We start from the raw sequence: 25431 nt of genomic DNA, 5'->3' as shown, positions 1-25431 counted from the left end.
ATGAATAAATATATCTATAGTATCATCGCTTTGCTTATGATAATATTGTGCCCTGCACAAATGTTCGTAAGCCAGGCCGAGTATTTTTGGGACACCGACCCCGGCGCAGGAAACGGAACTTCTGTATCAGCTACAGACGGAAGCTTCAACAGTGCTTTTGAACAATTAACCAAAACAGGGATTGCTGCTCCTGGTAATGGTTTGCATAAACTATGTATTCGTATAAAAGACAACACAGGTGTTTGGGGACCTGTTTTTACCAATATTATTAATGTACAGCAGACTCCAACATCTACCATAATGGCTCTTGCACAAGCCGAATACTTTTGGGATACCGATCCGGGAGTAGGAAGTGGAACTCCTGTATTAGCTGCTGACGGAAATTTTGATAGTTCTTTTGAGCAATTAACCAAAACAGGAATCGCTTTACCAGCTCCTGGCTTACACATCTTTAATGTTCGTGTAAAAGATAACACAGGTGTATGGGGGCCTGTTTTTAAAAATGTAATTAATGTACAGAATCCAACATCTACAGGTTGCTGGGAAACTCTCAGTGCAGGTATTAGTCATTCAATAGGAATAAAAACAGACGGAACATTATGGGCATGGGGAGATAATTCTAGAGGACAGCTCGGAGACGGAACCATTGTGTCGACTAATGTTCCAACTCAAATCGGAACAGCGAATAATTGGTTAAAAGTATTTGCAGGAACTTACAATACCTTTGCTCTTAAAACAGATGGAACTTTATGGGCATGGGGACTTAATGAATACGGGCAATTGGGTGATGGAACTAAAATTGATAAACTTACACCCACTCAAATCGGAACAGCTGCAAACTGGAAAAATATTGCACCAGGCCAGTATCACACGGTAGCCCTAAGAAATGACGGAACACTTTGGAGTTGGGGGTATAATAGCTCCGGGCAATTAGGTATTGGTACAACTGTAGATAAACTTGTACCTACACAAATCGGAACAGAAACGAGCTGGCAAACTGTTACAGCAGGCTGGACTCATAGTGTTGCCATTAAAACAAACGGAACGCTTTGGGAATGGGGGTATAATGCCTATGCTCAGCCAATGGGTGTTGGTGTACCGTTAAAAACTAATCCAGTTCAAGTGGGAACAGCTACGAATTGGAAAAATGTAACTTCTGGCCGTGAGCATATTATTGGCATGAGAACAGACGGAACATTATGGGGTTGGGGATACAATGGATACGGACAATTGGGCGACGGAACAACAACAGATAGATATACTCCAGTTCAAATAGGAACGGATACCAATTGGCAAAATATATCTGCCGGAAGCGTTTTTACCTTTGCAATAAAAACAAACGGAACACTTTGGTCATGGGGCAATAGCTATTATGGGCAATTGGGTAATGGTACAAGTGGATCTACGCTTACTACAATACCTACTCAGGTGGGATCATCATCAGATAATGTTTTAATTTCTGCGGGAGGTTCTCATACGCTTCAAAAAAATGTCGATGGCTTTTTAAAAGTTTCTGGAGGAAATGAATTTGGTCAGCTGGGTGATGATACAAATATTCAGAAAACAGTGTTTAATTCTATTGCTTGTCCTTCAAGCTGTACTCCTCCGGCACAATTTTCAACAAGTAACATTACCTCTTCAACGGCTACTCTTAACTGGGCAACATCACAATCGGCAAATGGAGGTTATATGTATTTTTATAGTACAAATCCAATCGTTGGAGGTATCAATGGAACTTCCTTATCTAATACGGTAAATTTATCCAATTTATTACCGAATACCACTTATTATTGGTGGGTGGCTTCTGATTGTGGAACGAGCCAAGGAAATTGGATATCGGGAGGTACTTTTACTACACTTCCTTCATCTACAACAGGCTGCTGGCAAAGTGTAAGTGCCGGATATATTCATTCTGTAGGTCTAAAAGCAGACGGTACAATATGGGCATGGGGGAATAATAATTACGGACAATTGGGAATTGGATCTTTAAGTTCAAAAAGAATCCCGACACAGATTGGAACCGATAATAACTGGATAAAAATAGCAACTGGAAATTATCACTCTGTTGCATTAAAGGCTAATGGAACAATATGGACATGGGGACAAAATCTATATGGGCAACTAGGAGATGGAACGACAGCTAATAAAACGGCTCCGGTTCAGATCGGAACAGGAACCGACTGGGTAAGTGTTGCTAGTGGCGATAATTATATAGTAGCTTTGAAATCAAACGGAACTCTTTGGGCTTGGGGACGTAATTTACGCGGTCAGCTTGGTGACGGAACGACGATAGACAAATCTGCTCCAGTTCAAATAGGAACAGCAAATAACTGGAAAACCATCGCACCCGGATCAGAACATACTTTTGCTATAAAAACTGATGGAACATTATGGGGTTGGGGAGATAATACAGCTTTCCAATTAGGTGATGGAACTCAAGTAAGCAAAACCAGCCCAATACAAATAGGAACAGCTACGAATTGGAAAAGTGTTGCCGGAGGATCTGTGCATTCCTTAGGTATTAAAACAGATGGAACGCTTTGGGCATGGGGATATAATTTCTATGGACAATTGGGTAACGGAACTAAGACGAATAGTTATACTCCAATTCAAATTGGAACCGAAACCAACTGGCGAAGTATTGTTGCTAATTACGATTATTCTTCTGTCGCAATAAAAACAGATGGCACACTTTGGACATGGGGTAGAAATAATTCCGGACAATTGGGTGACGGAACAACGATAGACAGATTGATCCCAACAAAGATCGGGAATTCTACTGATAGACAGGTTATTGCTGCAAATGTAGATAATGTTCTTGTTGTGAATACGAGCGGACTTTTATCAAGTTGTGGTAGCAATACTTATGGTCAGTTAGGAGATGATACAAATATTAGTAAGAAAATTTTTGTTCCTGTCGGCTGTCCTATAACTAATTTAGCAGTAGATGAAACCTCAACAAGATCAAACAATGATAATTTAAAAGTTTTCCCGAATCCGGTACAGGATTATCTACATGTTTCTTACAATGAAAAGATTGTTTCGGTGACGGTTTACAGTGCAGCGGGACAATTGGTAACGACTAAAGTTATTAATGATACAAAAGGAACGGTTGATTTTTCAGGATTTGCATCAGGAGTTTATCTGGTTCAGGTAAATGGAATCAACAACACAGTGAAAACAGTAAAAGTAATCAAACGATAAGTTTAGAAAAACTTTAAACCAAATTGTTTTACAGAACATAAAAACGGCTCCGCTTGAATTAAGTGGAGCCGTTTGTTTTTTTATGATGGTTATTCAGTAAATTTGTTTAAACTGTAAGATATTAGAAAAGAAAACCATTACCAGTTTACAAGAATAAACTTTTCCTTCCATGGCAATTTCACAAGGCCGATTCCCCAACCAAGCTTATCCAGTAAAATATCTTGCGTTTTTCGTTCTACCGTAAGATTGTATTCATAATCTGTAATTACCAATTTCCCGGAACGCTGAAAAAACTCGTTCTGTAATAATGCAGCAGATGATTTTTTCATTGGAGCCCAGTTGTATTGCACACTTTCAATTACATTTTTTGCTTGTGTTTTATGTTTACGAGAAAGTTTTAGATGTCGGTTAATGGTTTGATTCAATGGAATATTGCATAAAAATTTTTCAAAAATCATATCATATTCTGGAGCTTTTGTATTTCCTGTGGCAATATAATGTAATAAATGAGCACACAATTCAGGATCCGTAAGTTGCATGGTTTTGAGGTCCAAAAGATCACAATATTCAAAAAGAGTTTTTATGAAAGGATGTATTAGAATAAGACCTGCATTTTGTACATATTGTCCTTCATTTTGGCTTGTTTCTTTACGAATTTCTTCGTTCTGTTGATGAATAATTTCTGTTGAATCTATTAAGTTTTCATGGTTATTGATTTTATTATTTTCTATAATTTCAAGAATTTCCTTTTTTTCAATAAAAGGGAATATCTCAACTAAAGTTATCCAGTTTTTACGGTTGTCTTTTACCTTCGACAATCCTGCTAGCGGAGCTTTTGATATTTGTTGTAAAAGATATTCCCTAAGATTATTATTTGATACAGCTAAATATTCTGATATTACACTTAGTACCAAACGCCATATGATAGTTCTGTTATCATAATTCAGTTTTGAAATATGGTGTATTACATCAGCTTCTAAGTTGATTTCTAATTCCTTATTTTTTAAAACTGCCAAACACAATTGAGAAATCTGTTCATCTGAAAGTTGATTGATGATTCGCTCCTGAACATTTTTCTTCGACAAAACAGGAACAATACTTTTGGAAAAATTATTATCCGAAATAAGACTTTCAAATACATTTGGTTCTAAAAATCTGACTCCTTTTTTCTCCGAATTCCACCAAGGCATATATCCATTTTCTAAAAAAAAGATAAATGTTTGTAGTATTTTCTCTTGGTTGCCAATTAAAGAAGCCTTAGAATAATCTTCTGATTCTTGATCTGATTTTCCCAACGGATTTGAAACCTCTGACAGTTCTTCCTTGAAGAGTTGAGCAATTTTATCTTTTAATTCAGCATTCAATTCACTGTTGTTCACATCCAGATTCAATTCTAATCGAGGAATTTGAAGGGTGCGACCTGCTAATTTATATTCTAATGAATTGAGATATTTTTCTATTTCCTGAAAAACATTCATAGATAAAAAACTGCTGATATCATCTTTTATACGATATGCTTTTTCTTTGCTGTTTACAGTAATTTCAACAAAAACTTTCTGAATTATATGATCTTGCTTCACTTCAAATAGGGTTAATTATAGAATATTATACTCGCTGCACCGTTTTTACTTTTTGTCGAATTCTCCTCCCCAGAAACCTGCAGGGCAAAGACTTAGCTTCGATCTTTGTTTGGCGCTCAATCTGCATCCGCAACCTCTGATAAAGCCGTCTTTCGGACCATCTGCAATTTCAAGTGTTTCGGGATTCATCCATTTCATAGCATTGCAGTTGTTGCCGTTTTTAAGAGGACAAGCGTTGCAAATTTCTTCTCTGATAGCGAAAACGGCTTCCTCATTTTGATTTGCCATGCCCATTTTTGAGCGGATTTCATTAAAATGGCCACCAATGATTTCATTGCGTTTGCCAAAAAGATTTTTAATATTCATGTGAATAGTTTTTAAAATTATTGGGGTCAAAATTAGAGGAAGACGAAGTTTTTTTACGAATAATTAGGGGCTTCTATTCTGTCTTTGCAGTAGATGATGAAACAGTTCGTAACAAAACAGGTTTGAAAATTTTAGACATTTTCCTGTATAAAGGAATATTACAATGAAGAATATTTTAAAGCAACAATTCATGATTAATCGGAATTTTTCATGATAAATATTGATTTCAAAAGCTAAACTTAAAATCATAAAAATTGATGATTAATTAATCATCAAATTCATATTTAAATAAAAGAATTTTCTACAAAAAATAAATACCAAATTTCCGCACACACATTTCACTAGGTTTGGATTAAGAGAGTTTTTATTAAAATTTTAATTCTTTATTTTTATTTTAAGTGTCTGATTATTATTGTTTTATTTGATTTCTTTTTTCATTGCTTATTGAAAAAAGAAAATTCTATTTACTGCAAAGACAGGTTTGACCCCTCAAAATATTTGTCTTTTGATTGGCGATGATTGTATGTTTGCACCATAATAATAAAGAACAGAAATTATGATTGATAACGTACTGAAAATTTTAGAAAGCAAACTAAATGATCCAATAAACGGATTAAAAGATGATGATGGTGAAGGTAATATAGCTATTGTTAATAATCTGGCAAAACATGATGACGAAGATTTCACAAATCTTAAAAATAAGGTTGTCATAACCCTGTTAACTGTCGAGGAAGAGTCTACAATGAAAAATACTCCAAGATATAATAGGATAAAAGAACAAAACCAGCCAATTCGCTATGAATTGGAAAGTGCTCCCGCTTATCTGAATTTATATGTAATGATTGCTGCCAATAGAGATGCTTATGATAAGTCATTAGCCAATATTTCGAAAGTTATTGAAATCTTTCAGACAAATAACGTATTGAAATATAATGATCCAAGTCCTGAAAAAAGTTTCGCCTTTAGAATCGAATTACATTCCATTCCTTTTGAGCAGCTAAGCTACGTTTGGGGATTATTAGGCGGAAAGGTAATGCCTTTTGCATTTTATAAGATAAGTGTAATAAAAATTGCTGCCGCTACAGATCCGGAAGATGTTGAATTAATTGATGTTGTAAATATTAAAAGCTTTAAAGTCGATTAATCATAAAAAGACAAAAATAAAAACTAATAACCTTTAACTTAAATTTTTAAAACATGCTAAATCCAACAACGCCGGGCGTTTCAGTTGAAGAAATTACCAAGCTTCCAAATTCTGTTGCATTAATAGATACGGCAATGCCTGTATTCATCGGGTACACAGATAAAATACCAGCAGGTTATGATATTAATAGTAGTATAAATAAAAAGCTTAAAATAAGCTCTCTTTTGGAATTTGAAGATAATTTTGGAAAAGCAAAAAAGGAAAATATTCAGCTAAAAGATATCAAAGATAAAGGAGTTACCCTAATAACGCCGGATGTACAGTTTTTAATGTACTATTCACTTCAAATGTATTTTGCCAATGGTGGCGGCCCATGCTACATTATTTCTGTAGGAACTTATGATTCTGCTTCTCAAGGAGTACAACTATCTTCTCTGAAAAACGGACTGGATAAGGTTGAAATCTTTGAAGCTATCAAAGAACCGATTCTTATCCTTTTCCCTGATGCTGTCTCACTAGACGAAACCGATTTTTATGATCTTTATAATTATACAATCGATGAAAAATTAGGAACAGAAGGAAAAAACAGGTTTGCCATCTTCGATACATATGAAGGACATTCTGCAATTACTTCAAACAATCTTAATACTATCGGACATTTCAGAGCTCAGGTTACCAATCCAACCAGCCATGCTGCAGCATATTTCCCTCATCTGACAACTATTTTGAATTATACTTTTGATGAGACCGATGTTGCTATAACACACACAGGCTTACAGCAACCAGAAGAGAGCAGCGCTACTTTTTACGAAGGCCAGCTTAATGCTTTAGAAGGATTAAAAACCTTAGCAAGCGCAGAAATATTAAGCGAATCTACAAATCCGGATGTACTTGCCGATCTGTTGAGTCATGCTGTTGCTATTGCAGAAGAAATTAATGAAACTGCTGATGATAATGGTCAGCCAGACGGTCCAAAGGCAGTTTTAGTTGATGCAATTGATGAAGCAAAACATGTCTTAAATGCTATACATGAAGGTATTATAGATAATTTTGATATTCCAGAGGATTTTAATGAAGGTTCACCTATTTTTAGTGGAGAATTTGAAGACTTAATCACTGCAATTAAAGCAGTAAGAGACGAAAAAGGGGATGCAGATGGAAAAATACTTAAAGATTTACAATCATCAAATTCAGCTTTATATAATCAGATAAAAAGAGAAATTGCTTCTCTACAAGTGGTTTTACCACCGTCATCGGCAATGGCAGGAGTATACGGCAGAATAGACAATACAAGAGGAGTATGGAAAGCACCTGCCAATTTAAGTCTAAATTATGTAGTTGCTCCGACAGAAAAAGTTTCAGAACAGGAACAGTCAGATTTAAACATCGACGACACTGGAAAATCAATCAATGCAATCAGAACTTTTACAGGAAAAGGTACTTTGGTGTGGGGAGCAAGAACGCTTGATGGAAAAGACAAAAAAGACAATATCGACAACGAGTGGAAGTATATACATGTACGACGTTATTATGATATGCTTGAACAATCGATAGGTACGGCACTTCGCTCATTTATTAATGAACCCAATATTCTCACTACATGGTTGAGAGCAAAAACAATGTTGGAAAATTTCCTTAATCAACAATGGATGGATGGCGCATTGGCGGGTAGTAATCCTAGTGAAGCTTACGAAGTAAAAGTTTACGGAGAAGAAGATCCCGATACTCATGTTATTACCAATACAATGATTGTAGAAATCAAAGTAGCATTAGTACGTCCTGCAGAATTTATCATCCTAAAATTCTCACACAAATTACAACAATCATAAAAAACAATCAATCACGAATAAAAATTCGGAGTTTTATTTCGAGATATAATTAATATTAATTTAAAATTTTTTAAACAAATGAATTACAAAACCCCTGGAGTCTACGTGGAGGAATTGGAAAAATTTCCGCCTTCCGTAGCGCAAGTTGAAACAGCTATCCCTGCTTTTATCGGGTACACTGCGGAAGGAGAGCAAATGAAGCCAACAAGAATTTCTTCCATGTTGGAGTACGAAGCTCTTTTTGGAAAAGCAAACCCTGAAATTTTTGCTGTAGCTTTCAAAGACGGTGTTGCCACTGCAATGCAGCCTAAAGTAAGCAACTACAAAATGTATTATGCGATGCAAATGTATTTTGCAAATGGTGGAGGTTCTTGTTATATTGTAGCAGTAGGAAATTATTCAGATGCTGTTCTTGTAACATCTACTACAACAAATAAAACTTTATTGAAAGGTCTTGAATTATTGAAGAAAGAAGACGAGCCTACCCTTATCGTTTTCCCGGATCTTCAAGGTTTGGTTCCTACTGCTGCTGATGTTGCTGCTGCTGATAGTGCTGCTGATGTTGCAGAAGATAATAAGGGATTAGCTACTAAAGCTAAAGCTGCTGCTGGAGTTGTTGCAGCTGCTGTAACAGCAACTGTTGACGAAGGTGGTGATATTTTAGCTGCTACTGATGCTGCTGTTTTGAAGCTAGATACTTATCCTATTACAAATCCAGCTAATCTTGATCAAGTTGTCGAAAATCAAGCTGCTAAAGCTGTGGTAGTTGCTACACAAGTTGCAGCGGATGCGGCTAATGCTACCGTTGGAACTGTTAAGATTGCTGCTCAAAATGCTGCTGCTTTTTTTACTACAGTTTCAACTACTGCGACAAATGCAGCCACAGCATCTGCTGCTTATGCTTTAGGTCTTGCTGAAATTGATGCTGCCGATATTACTATTGCTTATTCTGCATATAACACTGCTTTGAATCAGGCCGAATTAATGAAGGACAGATTCGTTATCATGGATGTTCTTGGAGATGATGCTGCTATTTTGAGAGAAGAAGTGACGGCAGAAGGTCTAAAATATGGCGCGGCTTATCATCCAAAATTAAAAACTGTTTTAAGCTATAGCTTTGATGAAGCTGATGTTTTAGTTACAGGTACATTTGGTCTTTCAACTTTAGCAGCATTGAAATCAACAAATTCTGATTTCTATAACCAAGCTAAAAAAGCAATTGAAGCTCAATCTGTAGTATTAGGTGCATCATCTGCAATGGCAGGAGTTTATGCTAAAGTAGACAGCACTTCCGGAGTATACAAAGCACCGGCTAATGTTGGTCTTAATTATGTTGTAGCTCCAACGGAAAAAATTTCTGATAGACAGCAAGATTTACTAAACGTAGATGCTACATCTGGAAAATCAATCAACGCAATCAGAACATTCACAGGAAAAGGAACATTGGTTTGGGGAGCAAGAACGCTGGACGGAAACAGCAACGAATGGAGATATGTTTCAGTACGTCGTTTCTTCAATATGGTGGAAGAGTCTGTGAAAAAAGCTACGGAACGTTTCGTTTTCGAACCAAACACAGCTAACACTTGGGTTCGTGTACAGACCATGATCGAGAACTTCCTTAATCAGCAATGGCAAGACGGAGCATTGGCAGGAAGCAAGCCTGAGGAAGCTTATTACGTAAGCGTGGGATTAAACAAAACAATGTCTGCTCAGGATATTTTAGAAGGAAGAATGATCGTTGAGGTTGGTATGGCAGCGGTACGTCCGGCAGAATTTATTGTATTGCGTTTTTCACACAAACTACAAGAAGCATAGAATAATTTAAACTAAATAACAATTAAATATAAATAAAATTATGAGTACATATCCATTAGTAAAGTTTGCCTTTGAAGTAGATTGGGGTGGAACAAAAGTAGGTTTTCAGGAAGTATCTGGTTTAAATATTGAAGCAGGTCTTATTGAATACAGACATGGAGCAAGCCCGGATTTCAGCAAAATCAAGATGCCTGGGTTGAGAGTTTTCAATAACATCACTTTAAAGAGAGGAACTTTCAAACAAGATAACGAGTTTTTCGATTGGTTCCAGTCAATTCAGTTGAATACTGTTGAAAGAAGATCAATCACGATTTCTCTTTTGGACGAAAACGGAGAGCCTGCAGTAACCTGGAAAGTGAAAAATGCATTCCCTCTTAAGCTGCAGTCAACAGATTTGAAAGCTGAAGGTAACGAGGTTGCTATTGAAACTTTGGAACTTGCGCACGAAGGATTAACTATTGAAAATAACTAATTATTAACTTAAAAAATTTAAAAAAATGAATTACAAAACACCTGGAGTTTACGTAGAGGAAATTGCAAAATTCCCACCATCTGTGGCACAAGTAGAAACAGCTATTCCTGCTTTTATCGGATATACTGAAAAAGGGCCAAAAAATGAGCCAACAAGAATCTCTTCTATGCTGGAATACGAAACACTTTTCGGAGGAGCAAAAAATGAAGACTTTACATTTACTGTAACTGCGGCGACTACAACTCCTGTAGCTAAACCTAGAACTGTTACTGCGACTTTAACACCTAGTCCTTTCAAAATGTATTATGCGATGCAAATGTATTTTGCAAACGGAGGAGGACCATGTTATATCGTTTCTGCAGGAAATGCAGCAGGATATCCAGCTTCAGTAGTGAAAGCTGATTTGGAAAAAGGTCTTAATACTCTAGAAAAAGAAGATGAGCCAACTCTTATTGTTTTCCCGGATGCTGAAGGTTTAACTTCGCAAGACGAAGCTTACGATTTATACGGTTTAGCTTTAGATCATGCTGGATTAATGAAAGACAGATTTGTTATCATGGATGTTGTAAGAGACGGATTAACAGCAGTTGCTGATTTTAGAGATAAATTAGACAATGTTGAGAACTTAAAATATGGCGCAGCTTATTATCCAAAATTGGAAACAGTTTTAACTTATAGCTATGATCCAAAGATTGTCGTTGAAAATAGTAAGACTCTGGAATCATTGAAAATTAGTGACTCAGAATTGTACAACTTGGCTAAAGCCGCAATCGAGTCTAATAAAGTTGTTATTGCTCCATCATCTGCAATGGCAGGAGTTTACGCTAAAGTAGACAGTACTTCCGGAGTATTTAAAGCACCGGCTAATGTTGGTCTTAATTATGTTGTAGCTCCTACAGAAAAAATCTCTCACGAAGATCAAGAGGGGTTAAACGTAGATGCTTCATATGGAAAATCAATCAACGCAATCAGAACATTCACAGGAAAAGGAACATTGGTTTGGGGAGCAAGAACGCTGGACGGAAACAGCAACGAATGGAGATATGTTTCAGTACGTCGTTTCTTCAATATGGTGGAAGAGTCTGTGAAAAAAGCTACGGAACGTTTCGTTTTCGAACCAAACACAGCTAACACTTGGGTTCGTGTACAGACCATGATCGAGAACTTCCTTAATCAGCAATGGCAAGACGGAGCATTGGCAGGAAGCAAGCCTGAGGAAGCTTATTACGTAAGCGTGGGATTAAACAAAACAATGTCTGCTCAGGATATTCTGGAAGGAAGAATGATCGTTGAGGTTGGTATGGCAGCGGTACGTCCGGCAGAATTTATTGTATTGCGTTTTTCACACAAACTACAAGAAGCATAGAATAATTTAAACTAAATAACAATTAAATATAAATAAAATTATGAGTACATATCCATTAGTAAAGTTTGCCTTTGAAGTAGATTGGGGTGGAACAAAAGTAGGTTTTCAGGAAGTATCTGGTTTAAATATTGAAGCAGGTCTTATTGAATACAGACATGGAGCAAGCCCGGATTTCAGCAAAATCAAGATGCCTGGGTTGAGAGTTTTCAATAACATCACTTTAAAGAGAGGAACTTTCAAACAAGATAACGAGTTTTTCGATTGGTTTCAGTCAATTCAGTTGAATACTGTTGAAAGAAGATCAATCACGATTTCTCTTTTGGACGAAAACGGAGAGCCTGCAGTAACCTGGAAAGTGAAAAATGCATTCCCTCTTAAGCTGCAGTCAACAGATCTGAAAGCTGAAGGTAACGAGGTTGCTATTGAAACTTTGGAACTTGCGCACGAAGGATTAACTATTGAAAATAACTAATCATGGCTCTTTTATATCCTCCAACCAGTTTCTCTTTTATTGTTAATGGGATTTCGACAACAGAGGGTATTGATTCCAGATTTCAGTCTATATCTGGTTTATCAACAGAAATTGCAACTGAAGAATATGCAGAAGGAGGCGAAAACAGATTTATGCATCAACTTCCTTTGAGACCAAAATATCCAAATTTAGTTCTTAAGCGTGGATTAATCGTAAGTTCCGGATTGATAAGCTGGTGTAGAAACGCGATGGAAAATTTCGAGTTCGAACCCAGAGATCTTATCGTTACTCTTTCAGGAGGGTTACAATCGACAGCACCTTTAATGGTTTGGAACGTAGTTGGAGCTTATCCCGTAAAATGGGAAGTATCCGAATTCAACGCAGAAGAAAGCAAACTTGCTATTGAAACAATAGAGCTGAAATATAGATATTTCACAATACCCTCATCGTTAGCAAGCCTTGGCTTGTAATTTCTAAATCAAATCTAAGCATTTGAAAGTGCTTTAGTCTAAAGATAACTTTTAGCAAAATAAATTTTTCATGAAAAAACAACAGATTAGTCTATCACAAGGCTAAACAGACTCTTCATGTGCTTAGATTTTTTAAAATAAATATGTTAAATCATTGGTTTTTAATGTTTTGAATATTAAAAATTAATTAAAAACAAACGAAATGCCAATAGAAATAAAAGAGCTTCACATTAAAATAAATGTGGACGAGAAAACAGCAGCAACGACAAGTGCAACATCAGTAGATGAGTCAAAAATCATGCGGGCAGTATGTGAAAGTGTAGAGCAGGTAGTAAATATTCAACAACGTAAAAAAGAAAGATAATGGCAGGAACAGGAAAAGTTACGATACAAACTTATAAGGATAACAAGTTTGGTGAAAAAGAGAGTGTAGTTTTTACAGCCCTTATTAATCCAACAGGTTATTCTTTGACACATAAAGTTGAGTATAATGCTGAAAACCCGGAAGGAGCAAATGCAACTAACTCACAATTTATCAAAAAATCTCCTCAAACCTTACAATTGGAATTTCTATTTGATGGTACAGGAGTAACAGAATCTAATCCGGGTAACAAGCTTTTAAATAAAATAAAAGGAAAAACTTTTAGTGAAACTACTGTAGAAAAGCAACTAGAGGATTTTTATAGTGCAACAGGAGATTTTAATGGAACGATTCACAAGCCATACACTGTTATTATTACTTGGGGGAAATTTAAATTTGAGGGATCACTTACTGAATTAACAATAGATTATAAATTATTCAATAAAGATGGATCTCCTTTAAGAGCCATAGGTAAAGCAACCTTCTTAGAATCGATTAGCAAAGAACTTGCTGCACTAATGGCCAAAAAAAGTTCCCCAGACCTTACTCACAAAAGAACAGTACAAGACGGAGATACATTACCATTAATGACTGAAAGAATCTATGGAGATTCCAAATACTATTTGGAAGTAGCTAAAGTAAACGGTATTGTGAATTTCAGACAATTAATTCCAGGGCAAGAATTATTCTTTCCGCCAATAGAAAAAGTTTCATAAAATGAATAACAGCGGATATATACAAACAGCAAAAAACCCGGATTTAGTTACTTTTAAAGTAATGTCCGGAGGAACAGAGCTGCCCGGAAAGTATGGTGTGAAAAGCATTGTTGTGGAAAAAGAGATCAACAGAATTTCTTATGCCCGCATTATTATTCTGGATGGAAGTGTACCGGAACAGGATTTCAAGCTAAGCAATGAAGATTTGTTAATTCCGGGAAAAGAAATCGAGATCACAGCAGGATATCATTCTGAAGAAGAAACCATTTTCAAAGGAGTTGTTGTAAAACATAATATAAAAGTCAGAAGTGGTTCTTCTTATCTCATCATCGAATGCAGAGATAAAGCTGTAAAAATGACTTTGGGAAGAAAAAGCAAATATTTCTACGAAAGTAAAGACAGCGATATCATCGAAGAACTGATTGGTAACAGCGGTGCAACAGCAGATGTGGAAGCGACTTCAAATTCACATAAAGAATTGATTCAGTACAGAGCATCCGATTGGGATTTTATGCTGACAAGAGCACAGGCAAATGGTAAGCTTTGTTTTGTTGACGACGGAACTGTTAAAGTAGCGAAACCCAATTTCAGTGGTGAAGCGGTAGAAACAGTGGTGTACGGCTCTTCTGTTCATGAATTTGACGGCGAAATTGATGCCAGAGATCAATTCAAAAAGATTACAGCCAAGACTTGGAGCTATACCGATCAGGAACTCACGGAAGTTGAAGCTCAGGATCCTGCGCTTAACCTTAATGGAAATCTTTCATCTGGTGATTTAGCAAAAGTTTTCGGGATTGAAGATCTGGAGCTTAATCATGGCGGAAATCTTACTCAGGGCGAACTTCAGGAGTGGGGCGATGCAAAAGCAACCTTTCAGCAATTAGCAAAAACAAGAGGAAGAGTAAAATTCCAGGGAATTCCATCTGTGAAACCTGGGGTTTCATTAACGCTACAAGGAGTAGGAAACAGATTCAATGGAAAGATTTACGTAACAGGTGTTCGTCACGAAATCGCCGAAGGAAATTGGTTGGTAGATGCTCAGTTTGGACTTTCTCCGACATGGTTTTCAGAAACATACGATGTAAGCGAAATGCCGGGTTCGGGAATTATTCCTGCAATTAGCGGATTACAAGTCGGTATCGTTTCTCAATTGGAATCTGATCCGGATGGCGAAGACAGAATTTTAGTACAAATTCCAATTATTAATAATGAGGAAGAAGGAATCTGGGCAAGAGTTGCAACACTTGATGCCGGAGAAAACAGAGGTTCATTCTTCAGACCGGAAATCGAAGATGAAGTCATTATCGGATTTATTAATGATGATCCAAACGATGCAGTGGTACTTGGAATGCTGAATAGCAGCACAAAACCTGCTCCCATTGTAGCTTCTGATGATAATAACGAAAAAGGATTCGTTACCCGAAGCGAGATGAAAATGATCTTTAATGATGATAAAATTTCGTATACGCTTGAAACTCCAAAAGGCAAAAAGGTGATTTTAGATGAAGATGCCGATATCATTAAAATTGAAGATGAGCATTCTAATATCATTACGCTTAATAAAGACGGCATTAGCATAGAAAGTGGGAAAGACATCAAGATGAAGGCAAAAGGTGACATTAAGATGGAAGGAACCAATATCAATATTAAAGCAAGTGCTCAGTTAAAAGCAGAAGGAAGCTCAGGTTCTGAACTTAAATCGGGAGCAGTAACAGTAGTGAAAGGTTCTCAAGTTAAAATTAATTAAGATGAAACCGGCAGCAAGAATTACAGATATGCACACCTGTCCTATGGTAACGGGAAATGTGCCTCACGTAGGCGGGCCTATAATTCCGGCAGGAGAACCGACTGTATTGATCGGAGGAAAACCTGCGGCCAGAGTAGGAGATAAAGCAGTATGCACGGGGCCACCAGACACCATTGCATCAGGATCGTCAAGCGTTATGATAGGCGGAAAACCAGCCGCAAGAATGGGAGATTCTACCGCTCATGGAGGCGTAATATCCGCTGGTGAAGCTACTGTTTTAATAGGTGGATGATATTTAAAGATAGATTTTGATGCATAATCATACCTGTCATTTAAATATTATCCAACTAAAATAAAAATGTAAAACATCAATAACAAAACGGTTATAACAATGGAAACTCTATGTTACAGATGCAAAGATGTTACAATTAAATATAACAAATAACGTATGAAAATAAATACAGATTTTTTAGGAATAGGCTGGAGCTTTCCGCCTGAGTTTAATGAGATCGAAGGAAAACTGGCAATGACAACAGATGTGGAAGACATCAACAATAGTCTGAAGATTTTATTGTCAACGCGTCCGGGTGAACGGGTAATGTTCCCCAACTACGGATGCGATTTGCAGGAAATGCTCTTTAAACCTCTAGACTTAACGTTGATCACCCAGATGAAGGGTATCGTTGAGCGTGCTATTTTATACCACGAACCTAGAATAAACATTTTAAATATTGAAATTGATACTCAGGACGAGCTTGAAGGAGAAATTTTAATAACAGTTGACTACGAAGTAAGAAATACGAATACAAGAAGCAATATGGTCTTTCCTTTCTACAAAGGAGAAGCTACCGAAATATAATGAATTACGGGATGTCTGTAGCCATTTTGAATACTACCAAACACTACAATAAGTATTGCATCTGACCATAGAAAGATAAATATAAACAAATGAAAAAAACAGATACATTTTCACATTATCGTGAAGGACAATCACAAATGCAGCGCTTTTTAGCAGAACTAGATCCTGGCAATCTCGAATTACACGATTTCGATTTGTTTGATTGGCTATTATTTGCAAACAATTTTGCGCAGCGTGTAAACTATTTTCACAAAGATGATAATACAACACCGCAAGGAAACTGGGGTAACTTGTTCTTGGGTGATGATACCGGCTCTATCCCGCGTAGGGAAAGCGTTGAGTACAAAAGTATGAAAAAACAGGTTACAGATCTTATTTCCCAGTTTGAACAGGATAGCAACTTAACGCCTCACCTTACATTATTTGTTTGCTTTTTAAAATTATTGGATTTCTCAAAAAAAGCCTTTAATAATTTAACGAAAAGGCATTTGGATTTTTATTACAATGAAATTCTTCAGATTGAAAAAAATGATGCCAAATCCGACAAAGTATATGTGATTTTTGAATTGGCAAAAAAGGCAATTCAGGAGAAAATTCCGAGTGGTACATTGCTGGATGGCGATAAGGATGCCAACGGAAAAAAACGAGTTTACAAAACAGACGATGAGCTTATTGCCAATCAGGCGAAAGTAGTTGAGATTAAAAGTTTGCTAAACGATGTCGAAAAAAGAGAGCTTAAAATGGCTCCAATCGCAAACTCAGCCGATGGCCTAGGAGATAAATTACCTGAGAACAGCAATTATTGGTGGCCTTTTGGATATAATTCAGATGAAACAATCTCGGATAAATCTATTTATAAAGAGCTTCCAGAAGCAAAATTAGGCTTCTCGATTGCATCTTCTTTATTTGATTTAAAGGAAGGTGAAAGAACAGTAACGATCACGATCGATTTTAATAAAAATTCGACTCAGAAATTACAAAACCTTTCAAGAGCTGATATCGAAAATAATATTAAAGTACTTTGCAGCGGAGAAAAAGAATGGTTGTCAGGAATTGTTCTAAGATGTGTACGAAATGTTGAGGAACAGTTGCAGCTTTCTTTTACATTATCTAAAGATTTCCCGGCGGTTGTACAATATAATAAGGAGGTGCTTTTGGAATCATTCCAGACCAGTTTCCCTGTTGTAAGATTTATGATCGAAGGAGATAAATACTATGATATTTACGAAGCTCTTTCAGAAAAATTAGTAAAAAACATAGAAGTTTCGGTAGATGTAAAAGGAATAAAATCTATTCAGCTTGAAAATGATAATGGTGAATTAAATTCAGAAAAACCTTTTTATCCGTTCACAGCACAACCCGTAAAAGGATCCAATTTTTATATCAATTGTCCTGAAATGTTTTCCAAAAAATGGCTGAGTGCAGACATTACCATCAATTGGAAAAATGCTCCGGGTTCTATCACAGATTTATACAATGCATATGTTATTAAGCCTAATCAAAATGTTAGTATTACAGAGTTTCAGGCATTAAAAACATCAATTGTTGGTTCTGATGCTTATTTTAAGGCAGATACAGCATTGTTGGAAAAAGAAGTTTGGTATGATAAAGCGAATGATATTGATGTATTTAAAAAAGTGAAAGGTGGTTATCAAACTCAATTCTCAATCAATAATACAAGCAATGAATCTGGAACGAGTGAGTCTATTCGATTAACATTCAACCAGTCAGCTTTACAGGATGTATATCCTAAATTGTATACATTGGCATTATCCAGTGATTCAAGATTAAGTAAAACAATTCCAAACGAACCATACATTCCTTTTGCCGAAGATATCGAACTGAATTACAGCGCAAGGGAAAATGCTTATTCTTATTTAAGAAAAGGTTCAGACGGAGAAGCTACAAAAAGTGATGGGGTACAAGTGTATCACGAAGATGCATTCGGGCAGTACGAAAAAGAAATTGATGCCAAAAGTATCGTTCCTGTACACCAAAACGGAGGCGAATTATACATCGGATTGGAAGCAACGCCAAGAATGACAGTTTCTTTATTGATCCAAATGTTGGAAGGGAGCGAAAACCCTTTAGTTGAAACTTTCCAGGAAAAAGAGTTTATCGAATGGCATATTCTTTCAAATAATACATGGATCGATCTTTCGGATTATATGTTGCAAAATGATACCAGAAGATTTTTGGAATCGGGTATTGTGAAGTTCAGCATTCCTAAAGATATCGATACAAATCATACAAGATTTACCGACGGATTATTCTGGATCAGAGCCAAATCAAGAAGAAGTTATGATGCGGTTTGTAAAGTTCAGGGAGTATATACTCAAGCTGTTTTAGCAACATTCCAGAATCAGGATAATGAATTGTCTCATCTAAATAACGGATTAGAGGCCAATACCATCAAAAAACTTATCACAAGAGTTCCGCAGGTAAAATCGGTAAGCCAGCCTTACAATTCGTTTGATGGAAAATACAAAGAAACGGATGCAGAGTTTTACAGACGTGTAAGTGAAAGATTAAGACATAAAAACAGAGCAGTTACACAATGGGATTACGAACATTTGGTACTACAGGAATTCCCGGAGGTTTATAAAGTAAAATGTTTGAATCATACTTCTGAAAATTCATACATGGCTCCAGGGCACGTAACCTTGATGGTTGTACCGAATATTAAAAATAAAAATGCTTTTGATGTTTATCAGCCAAGAGTAAGTAGAGCAAGCTTAGGCAAGATTCAGGATTATGTAAATGAATTGAATACGATGCATGTTACTGCTCAGGTAATTAATCCAAATTATAAAGAAGCAAGGGTAGATACAAAAGTGAAATTTTTTGAAAAGTATGATGAAACATTTTATGCCAAACAATTAGACGAAGATATTAAAAAATACATATCACCTTGGGCTTTTACAGATGCTAAGGATATTGATTTTAATATTAAACTAAATGTTAATCAGCTTATTAACTACTTAGAGCAATTGTATTATGTAGATTATGTTGATGGGGTAAAAATATTCGTGAACAATGTTTTACAAAGACAGTCTTTAATCGAAGTAGATCCAAAATCTATTTTGGTATCGGCTAAACAACACAAAGTTACTATTGCAGATCAGGTATGTATTTAATAACAAATAAGAAGAAAATATAATTATGTCAGAAAATAAGCACATTAGTATACCCAAAAATATAGAAACAGAGGATCAAAACGATTTTCATTTTCTACGAAAAACAGGTATTGAATACATAGAAGGGTTGGGAGGAAAACTTTGGACAGACTACAACTCTCACGATCCCGGTATTACCACTTTGGAGGTTCTAAGTTATGCCATTACAGATCTTGGTATGAGAATGAACCTGAATATGGAAGATATCTTAGCATCAGATGATGTAGACAAGGATATTCATACTCAGTTTCTGAAAGCTACAGAAGTTTTACCTTCAAGACCTTTGAATGAGCTGGATTACAGAAAACTGTTTATCGATATTACTTTAAAATCAGGTTCTCAAAGACCCATCCGTAATTGCTGGTTGGTTCCTAAAAACGAAACATTGTATGTCGATTGTAAAACAGGATTATTAGACTTTGAACCGATCGGGGAAAAAACACAACACTTCGACGTAAAAGGATTGTATGATCTTTACATAGATTATGATGAAGACATCGATAGTAATGAGGAATATGGAGACTGCGAAAAATCTGATACCAAAGTTAAAATCCTGGAACGTTATCATGCCAATAGAAGCCTTTGCGAAGATTTGGTTGATATTAAAGAAATCGAAACCCAAAAAGTGGCTGTCTGCGCCCGTATCGGACTTGTAAATAAAGCCAATGAAGAATTGGTACACGCTAAAGTATTGAGAGCGATTAATAATTATTTGTCTCCCGAAGTACATTTTTATTCATTAAAACAACAGCTTGAAAAAGGTCTTACGACAGATGAAATTTTCGATGGACCACTTTTGGACAACGGATTTATTGATACTGAAGAACTAAAAAACAGCCAACTAAGAAGAGAAGTTCGTCTTTCGGATATCATCAGCGAGCTTATGAAGATTGATGGTGTGAAAGAAATTCATGAAGTTTCCATTGCAGGTTGTGACAGCGTTGTAACACAGACAAACGACTGGTTGATCTGCATTGATAAAGGTAAAAAACCGGAACTATGTGATTTAAGCTCATTCAGCTATACCAAAGGTTCGCTTCCTTTGAATATCAATCAGAAAGAAGTTGAAGCTTATTTAGATACACTTAAAAAAGAAGAAGCTGCACTTAGAGACGATGCAAGGTTGAATAAAGAATTGGTTTTACCTCAGGGAACATCATATGATATTGCCAATTATGCAACTATTTTAAATGAATTTCCGGATACTTACGGAGTTGGAGTTTCAGGAATTATCGGAAATAAAAACCCGGAAAGAGAAGCTTTAGCCAAACAATTGAAAGGATATTTATTATTTTTTGATCAAATCCTTGCCAGTTATTTCAAACATCTTGAAAAAGTAAAAGAAGTATTAAGTATAAATGGCTCTTTAAAAAGAACATATTTTACACAGGCTCTTAAAAATATTAAAGGTTTTGATGAGTTGGTTTCGAATTATGACACCACTAGTGATGACAAACTTACAGATTCATTATACGAAGAACTGGATAACAGTGTAGAACGCCGAAACGAAATTTTAGATCATTTGATCTCTCGTTTTGCAGAAACATTCAGCGATTACACTTTTGTAATGAAATCACTGTACGGAAAATCTACCGACGAAATTGTCCTGAGTAACAAAGAAAGCTTCGTAAGCGAATATCAGTCATTAAGCAAAGATCATGGATTAGGCTATAATTACACATTAGATTCATCTGCAGATCTTTGGAATACCAATAATATTTCCGGAGTACAAAAAAGAATTGGCCGTTTGTTGGGAATTAAAAATTATACCCAAAGAAATTTATCCCAAACACCAGTTTCGATCATTGAATCAGAAGATAATGAGGGTAAACCAATGTATGCATGGAAAGTAAAAGATGGAAGCAGTAATATTATTTTATCGTCTGTAAATACCTTTAAAATTGAATACGCTGCAACAAAAAACTTGAATGAAGCAATTTATCAGACTATTCAAATAGATCAGGAAGATCTTGAAAATGCTTTGGAAGTATTAGTAGAAGCAGAAGCTGATTATGATTTAATTGGAAATATAAAAATTCGTTTTTCAGGAGGAGGAAATTATTATTTCGACATTTTAGATGATGAGAAAAATGTAATTGCCACGCACAAAAAGACCAATCCTTATCCAAATTTGCCGGAATTAATTATAGGAATTAGGAATACTGTAGGATATTTCAAATACAATTTTACAGAAGAAGGAATTTTTCTAGTTGAGCATTTATTACTGAAACCTGCATTCAAGGATTACCATCTTATAGGAGGAATCGGTTGTATGTCCATCGAAGATACTTTTAAAATATTTGAGGATATGGAAGGTATCGGTTATATGAGGATAGGACAGGATTTTGAAGTGTTTTCAAAGAGTGAAGGAGGATCTACAGGCGATCCTGTAAAATATGAAGATGCTCTTATGTCGTCTTGTGAGGAAGATTGCGAAACAGATGTTTTCGATCCTTATTCTTATCGAGTAAGTGTCGTTCTTCCGGGGTTTGCTTACCGCTTCCAGGATCCTGATTTTAGACGTTACGCAGAAACTGTCATCAGACAAGAAATACCAGCTCATATTTTGGCAAAAATTTGCTGGGTTGGAGATCGATTCGGAGACAAACAAACGGCTCAAAATGACTTGTCTGAATTTGAAATTGCCTTTAAAAAATATCTTTCGGATAAAGCTAAAAACAATATAAATAATTTAGGAAACAGCATTCACGATTTGCTGACAGCACTTAGTAATTTAAATAATATCTATCGACCGGGAAGACTTTTAGATTGTGCAATGGATGATAATGACGATCTAGACGGAAAAATAATTTTAGGACAATCAAACATATAAAAATTGAAAAATAATGAATGCTAAATTAGATAAAGTAACAACCCAATATAGAAAGTTCAACGAAAACCAGGCGTTAACTGAAGGGCAATTAAACGAATTTATAGACTACTTCGAGGATCAGGACAGATTATCAAGAACCCGTTTGAGTGGTGTAGGACTCGTTTGTGGTTTTCAATCGGAGTATATAGATTTAATCTTTACTCCTGAAGCTACACAAAATAAAAATAATCCCGGAGATCTGGGCGAGATCGATCTTAATCTTAATACGATTTCTATTACACAGGGTGTCGGAGTTACTACAGATGGTGATTTAATTACACTTCGTCACAAAGGAGCTTCGCCTTCTGAAGCTACAATAGATTTCCCTAATAATATTTACAAGTATTACAGAGATTATAGCGATACACTTGAATATGATTATTTTCGCATTGGAGGTGTGCAGGTTCCTCTTTTGGAATTAATTACAGAAGAAGAATATGATGAGCTGGGTACGAATGTCGGAGGTTTTAAAGAAGTAAAAGAAATCACTAATTTAACTGATAAAGTTATCATTCTGTATTTGGAAAGTTACTCCAATGAAGAAACTCCGTGCGAAGATGCAGATTGCGATAATACGGGAGCTGAACAGGTATCTAATCTTAAAGTACTTTTAGCAGATTCTACATCTGTTACAAATCTTATTGCTAATGGTGATGCAAAAGACACTCTTTATAAAACTCATAATGCTTATGAAGAACTCTTCGATCATTTACCTAAAATTGAGGCGAAAAGGGTCATTTTGGATCCTTCAGTTACAAGCGCAACGTTATTAAAAACAAAGTTTCGTAATGCAAGTAATGTAGTTGCAGATCTTAGCAATGGTTTTGGGGCAATAGCAGCCACTTTTAATATCAGTGTAAATTTAGGTGGGCAATCACTTTCTGATAAATTAAATTCTATATTGAATTATTCAGCATCAAGATTGGAGGATTACCAGTATCGATATGATTTATTTAAAGATTTAATTGATACTTATAATGAAATAAAAGGACTGGTATTGCATCTAAATGCTGAATGCTGTCCGAGTATTTCTTCATTCCCAAAACACCTTTTGTTGGGTCTTGTTGGAGCGACATTGGAACTGGGTGGATATGTTCCTTTCCGTCATGAATTTTATAATTCGCCGGTAACAACAACCGATGATGAGAATTATGAAAGAGTTGTCATGCTTGCCAATCGTTTTGTACAGAAAGTAAACGGATTCCAATCATATATCGGACCAATTAAAATTACGCCTTCAAATCTTTATGTAAGACTGGGAAATAAAGCGATTCCGTATTACTATAATGTAGATAAACCATTATTGTCGCAGTGGAATTACGAAAAAACAAAAACAGATAGAGAAGCTTACAACTTAAGTTATCACACAACCAATTTGGCGACCGATGATTTTGTTCAGGAACCATTGAATTATAATATTGATAATAATGACTTTTATAGAATTGAAGGTCATTTAGGAATGCCTTATAAAACGGCATTGCAAAACATCAACGATCTTAAAGCAAAATACGGATTGGCTTTTGATGTCATTGCATTGGTTTTGGATAAAGGCGAAAAACCGGGTGAAGAAGAACCGACTAAAGATAAAACAGTATCAATTGACGATCTTAGAAAACAATTGATATCGATTTCCAGTGATATTAGTAACCAGAAAGTTAGTTCACAAAGTACTTTACTGAACATTTCTAAGCTGGATGAAAAATTAAGATTACTAAACAAAGCAGAATTTGCAAAAGACGATTCATCAGATGCTGTTACTGTAGTAAGACAAGATCCTAAAAAAGATGACGTTGTAAGCGAACTTTTAAGTGAGTTCTTAGAGAGAAAATCAGGCTTAGAGCACGTTGCAGGTGTAGAACCGGGAGGAACTTTTGTTTTGATTTACGAATCAGAAACAAACAATCAGGTCTTAGCCGACTTCTCATTGCCTTATTTGTGCTGTTCTAAAAAGGATCCTGTATTCTTATCATTACCGGTAAGCAAATTATGTCAAAACGATAAAGCTGTAGTTATAACAATTGTTCCGTTGGATGCTCAGGTGAAAGCATTTGTAAATGGTGTGCAGATTCCTGCAGTTAAACAATCCGCAGGTCAAACGTTATTTGATCCTACTTTGGTTGATGCAGCTTATTTCGGACAGCCAATTACTTTCACCGTTAATGATGATGCTGTTGAAGCACAGTTAGTTGTATACGCAGAACCAACCGTAACTGTTTCTACTGGAAATGTAAGCTATGGCACAGATACATCAGATCCGGATGCTACCGTTGATTTCATTGTTTCTGTTCCACCTAATAGTACTGGTCTTACTTATACATTTAATTTTGGAGACGGAACAGCTCCGTTATCTTTAACTTCATTACCAAATAACGGAATTGTTAAACATAAATATGACCTTGTTGCAGGTCAGGAAGACGTCTTCAATCCAATACTTACTGTAACCAATGCAAATGGCTGTAGCAAAACAGTTGCTATAAACCCGGTAAAATTAAAAGGACAAATGACAGTTGTATGTTTAAATGGAATGAAAGTAGTGATTCAGTACAGACACGGTACTGATCCAGGGCATACTTGTAATGATGCTAATTTCAATTTAAAAGGAAACGGTATTTTAATACAAGGTTCAGATCCGTATTCACATCCAACAATTAAAGGAAATATTCATTTAAGTAATACTGGAGGAAGTCAAGATGCGCATAACGGAAGCGGCTATAGCAGATACAATGCAATTACTATAACCCAAGCTGAAGCACAGCAAATAGCATCATTATCACCTGATGGTTTTGTGAAATTCTCTTTGGAGTGTGCATTAAGTTATTGTCATACTGGTGTTGCATTTACTCAGATATTCCTGGCAAATGCTACAACGCCTATTTACTCTGGTTATCCAAATGGTAATTTCTTAGAAATCAACCCTTGTACAGGTGTAACAAGATAACCGTTCCTGAATTTAGGAATAAGTGTAATGACTTCATAGACAAT

18 protein-coding genes are annotated in these 25431 nt (G+C 35.9%); 16 read left to right on the top strand and 2 right to left on the bottom strand.

Going from position 1 to position 25431, the window contains the following annotated elements; translation table 11 throughout:
* Entirely contained in the window at positions 1–3204 is a 3204-nt protein-coding gene (locus tag ACKX2A_RS05060; RefSeq protein ID WP_415328011.1) for a T9SS type A sorting domain-containing protein, read from the top strand.
* Positions 3205–3341: 137 nt separating this feature from the next.
* Here ACKX2A_RS05060 and ACKX2A_RS05055 read toward each other — a convergent pair whose 3' ends face one another.
* Both ACKX2A_RS05055 and ACKX2A_RS05050 read right to left on the bottom strand, forming a co-directional pair.
* Positions 3342–4784: a contractile injection system tape measure protein gene (locus ACKX2A_RS05055; RefSeq protein ID WP_415328010.1), complete on the bottom strand. Its 1443-nt coding sequence runs from the start codon at positions 4782–4784 to the stop codon at positions 3342–3344.
* Positions 4785–4829: 45 nt separating this feature from the next.
* Positions 4830–5072 carry a hypothetical protein gene (locus tag ACKX2A_RS05050; RefSeq protein ID WP_415328008.1) on the bottom strand — a complete coding sequence of 81 codons (243 nt, stop codon included), beginning with the start codon at positions 5070–5072 and terminating at the stop codon, positions 4830–4832.
* Positions 5073–5706: 634 nt separating this feature from the next.
* Between ACKX2A_RS05050 and ACKX2A_RS05045 the strand changes: the two genes are divergently transcribed.
* The 15 genes from ACKX2A_RS05045 (at position 5707) to ACKX2A_RS04975 (ending at position 25387) form a co-directional block, all read left to right on the top strand.
* A complete protein-coding gene (locus ACKX2A_RS05045) occupies positions 5707–6294 on the top strand; it encodes a DUF4255 domain-containing protein (RefSeq protein WP_415328007.1) in 588 nt (195 codons plus the stop codon).
* A 53-nt stretch (positions 6295–6347) separates the two neighbouring features.
* A complete protein-coding gene (locus ACKX2A_RS05040) occupies positions 6348–8123 on the top strand; it encodes a phage tail sheath family protein (RefSeq protein WP_415328005.1) in 1776 nt (591 codons plus the stop codon).
* Positions 8124–8201: 78 nt separating this feature from the next.
* On the top strand, positions 8202–9938 hold the full coding sequence (locus tag ACKX2A_RS05035) for a phage tail sheath family protein (RefSeq protein ID WP_415328003.1): 1737 nt from the start codon (positions 8202–8204) through the stop codon (positions 9936–9938).
* A 40-nt stretch (positions 9939–9978) separates the two neighbouring features.
* Positions 9979–10410 carry a phage tail protein gene (locus ACKX2A_RS05030; RefSeq protein WP_415327999.1) on the top strand — a complete coding sequence of 144 codons (432 nt, stop codon included), beginning with the start codon at positions 9979–9981 and terminating at the stop codon, positions 10408–10410.
* Between the two features lie 25 nt (positions 10411–10435).
* Positions 10436–11776 (top strand): phage tail sheath family protein, encoded by a 1341-nt coding sequence (locus ACKX2A_RS05025; RefSeq protein ID WP_415328001.1) that lies wholly within the window; start codon positions 10436–10438, stop codon positions 11774–11776.
* A gap of 40 nt (positions 11777–11816) precedes the next feature.
* Positions 11817–12248: a phage tail protein gene (locus tag ACKX2A_RS05020; protein WP_415327999.1), complete on the top strand. Its 432-nt coding sequence runs from the start codon at positions 11817–11819 to the stop codon at positions 12246–12248.
* 2 nt (positions 12249–12250) lie between these two features.
* Complete coding sequence (locus ACKX2A_RS05015) at positions 12251–12718, top strand: phage tail protein (RefSeq protein ID WP_415327997.1); 468 nt, start codon at positions 12251–12253, stop codon at positions 12716–12718.
* Between the two features lie 202 nt (positions 12719–12920).
* Entirely contained in the window at positions 12921–13082 is a 162-nt protein-coding gene (locus tag ACKX2A_RS05010) for a DUF5908 family protein (protein ID WP_415327995.1), read from the top strand.
* Positions 13082–13795 (top strand): CIS tube protein, encoded by a 714-nt coding sequence (locus ACKX2A_RS05005; protein ID WP_415327993.1) that lies wholly within the window; start codon positions 13082–13084, stop codon positions 13793–13795. Before ACKX2A_RS05010 ends, ACKX2A_RS05005 begins: the two co-directional genes overlap by 1 nt.
* A 1-nt stretch (position 13796) precedes the next feature.
* On the top strand, positions 13797–15542 hold the full coding sequence (gene vgrG, locus ACKX2A_RS05000; protein WP_415327992.1) for a type VI secretion system tip protein VgrG: 1746 nt from the start codon (positions 13797–13799) through the stop codon (positions 15540–15542).
* 1 nt (position 15543) lies between these two features.
* Positions 15544–15834: a PAAR domain-containing protein gene (locus ACKX2A_RS04995; protein WP_415327990.1), complete on the top strand. Its 291-nt coding sequence runs from the start codon at positions 15544–15546 to the stop codon at positions 15832–15834.
* 156 nt (positions 15835–15990) lie between these two features.
* A complete protein-coding gene (locus tag ACKX2A_RS04990; RefSeq protein WP_415327988.1) occupies positions 15991–16401 on the top strand; it encodes a GPW/gp25 family protein in 411 nt (136 codons plus the stop codon).
* An 89-nt stretch (positions 16402–16490) separates the two neighbouring features.
* Positions 16491–19538 (top strand): baseplate J/gp47 family protein, encoded by a 3048-nt coding sequence (locus ACKX2A_RS04985; RefSeq protein ID WP_415327986.1) that lies wholly within the window; start codon positions 16491–16493, stop codon positions 19536–19538.
* 25 nt (positions 19539–19563) lie between these two features.
* A complete protein-coding gene (locus ACKX2A_RS04980) occupies positions 19564–22410 on the top strand; it encodes a hypothetical protein (protein WP_415327985.1) in 2847 nt (948 codons plus the stop codon).
* Between the two features lie 13 nt (positions 22411–22423).
* Positions 22424–25387: a PKD domain-containing protein gene (locus tag ACKX2A_RS04975; RefSeq protein WP_415327983.1), complete on the top strand. Its 2964-nt coding sequence runs from the start codon at positions 22424–22426 to the stop codon at positions 25385–25387.
* The last annotated feature ends 44 nt before the right edge of the window (positions 25388–25431 follow it).

The sequence above is a fragment of the Chryseobacterium sp. MMS23-Vi53 genome (genome assembly GCF_047651245.1).
Classification (GTDB): domain Bacteria; phylum Bacteroidota; class Bacteroidia; order Flavobacteriales; family Weeksellaceae; genus Chryseobacterium.
The sequence above is the reverse complement of the archived record's forward strand: the minus strand, read 5'-3'. Positions and strand labels throughout refer to the sequence as shown.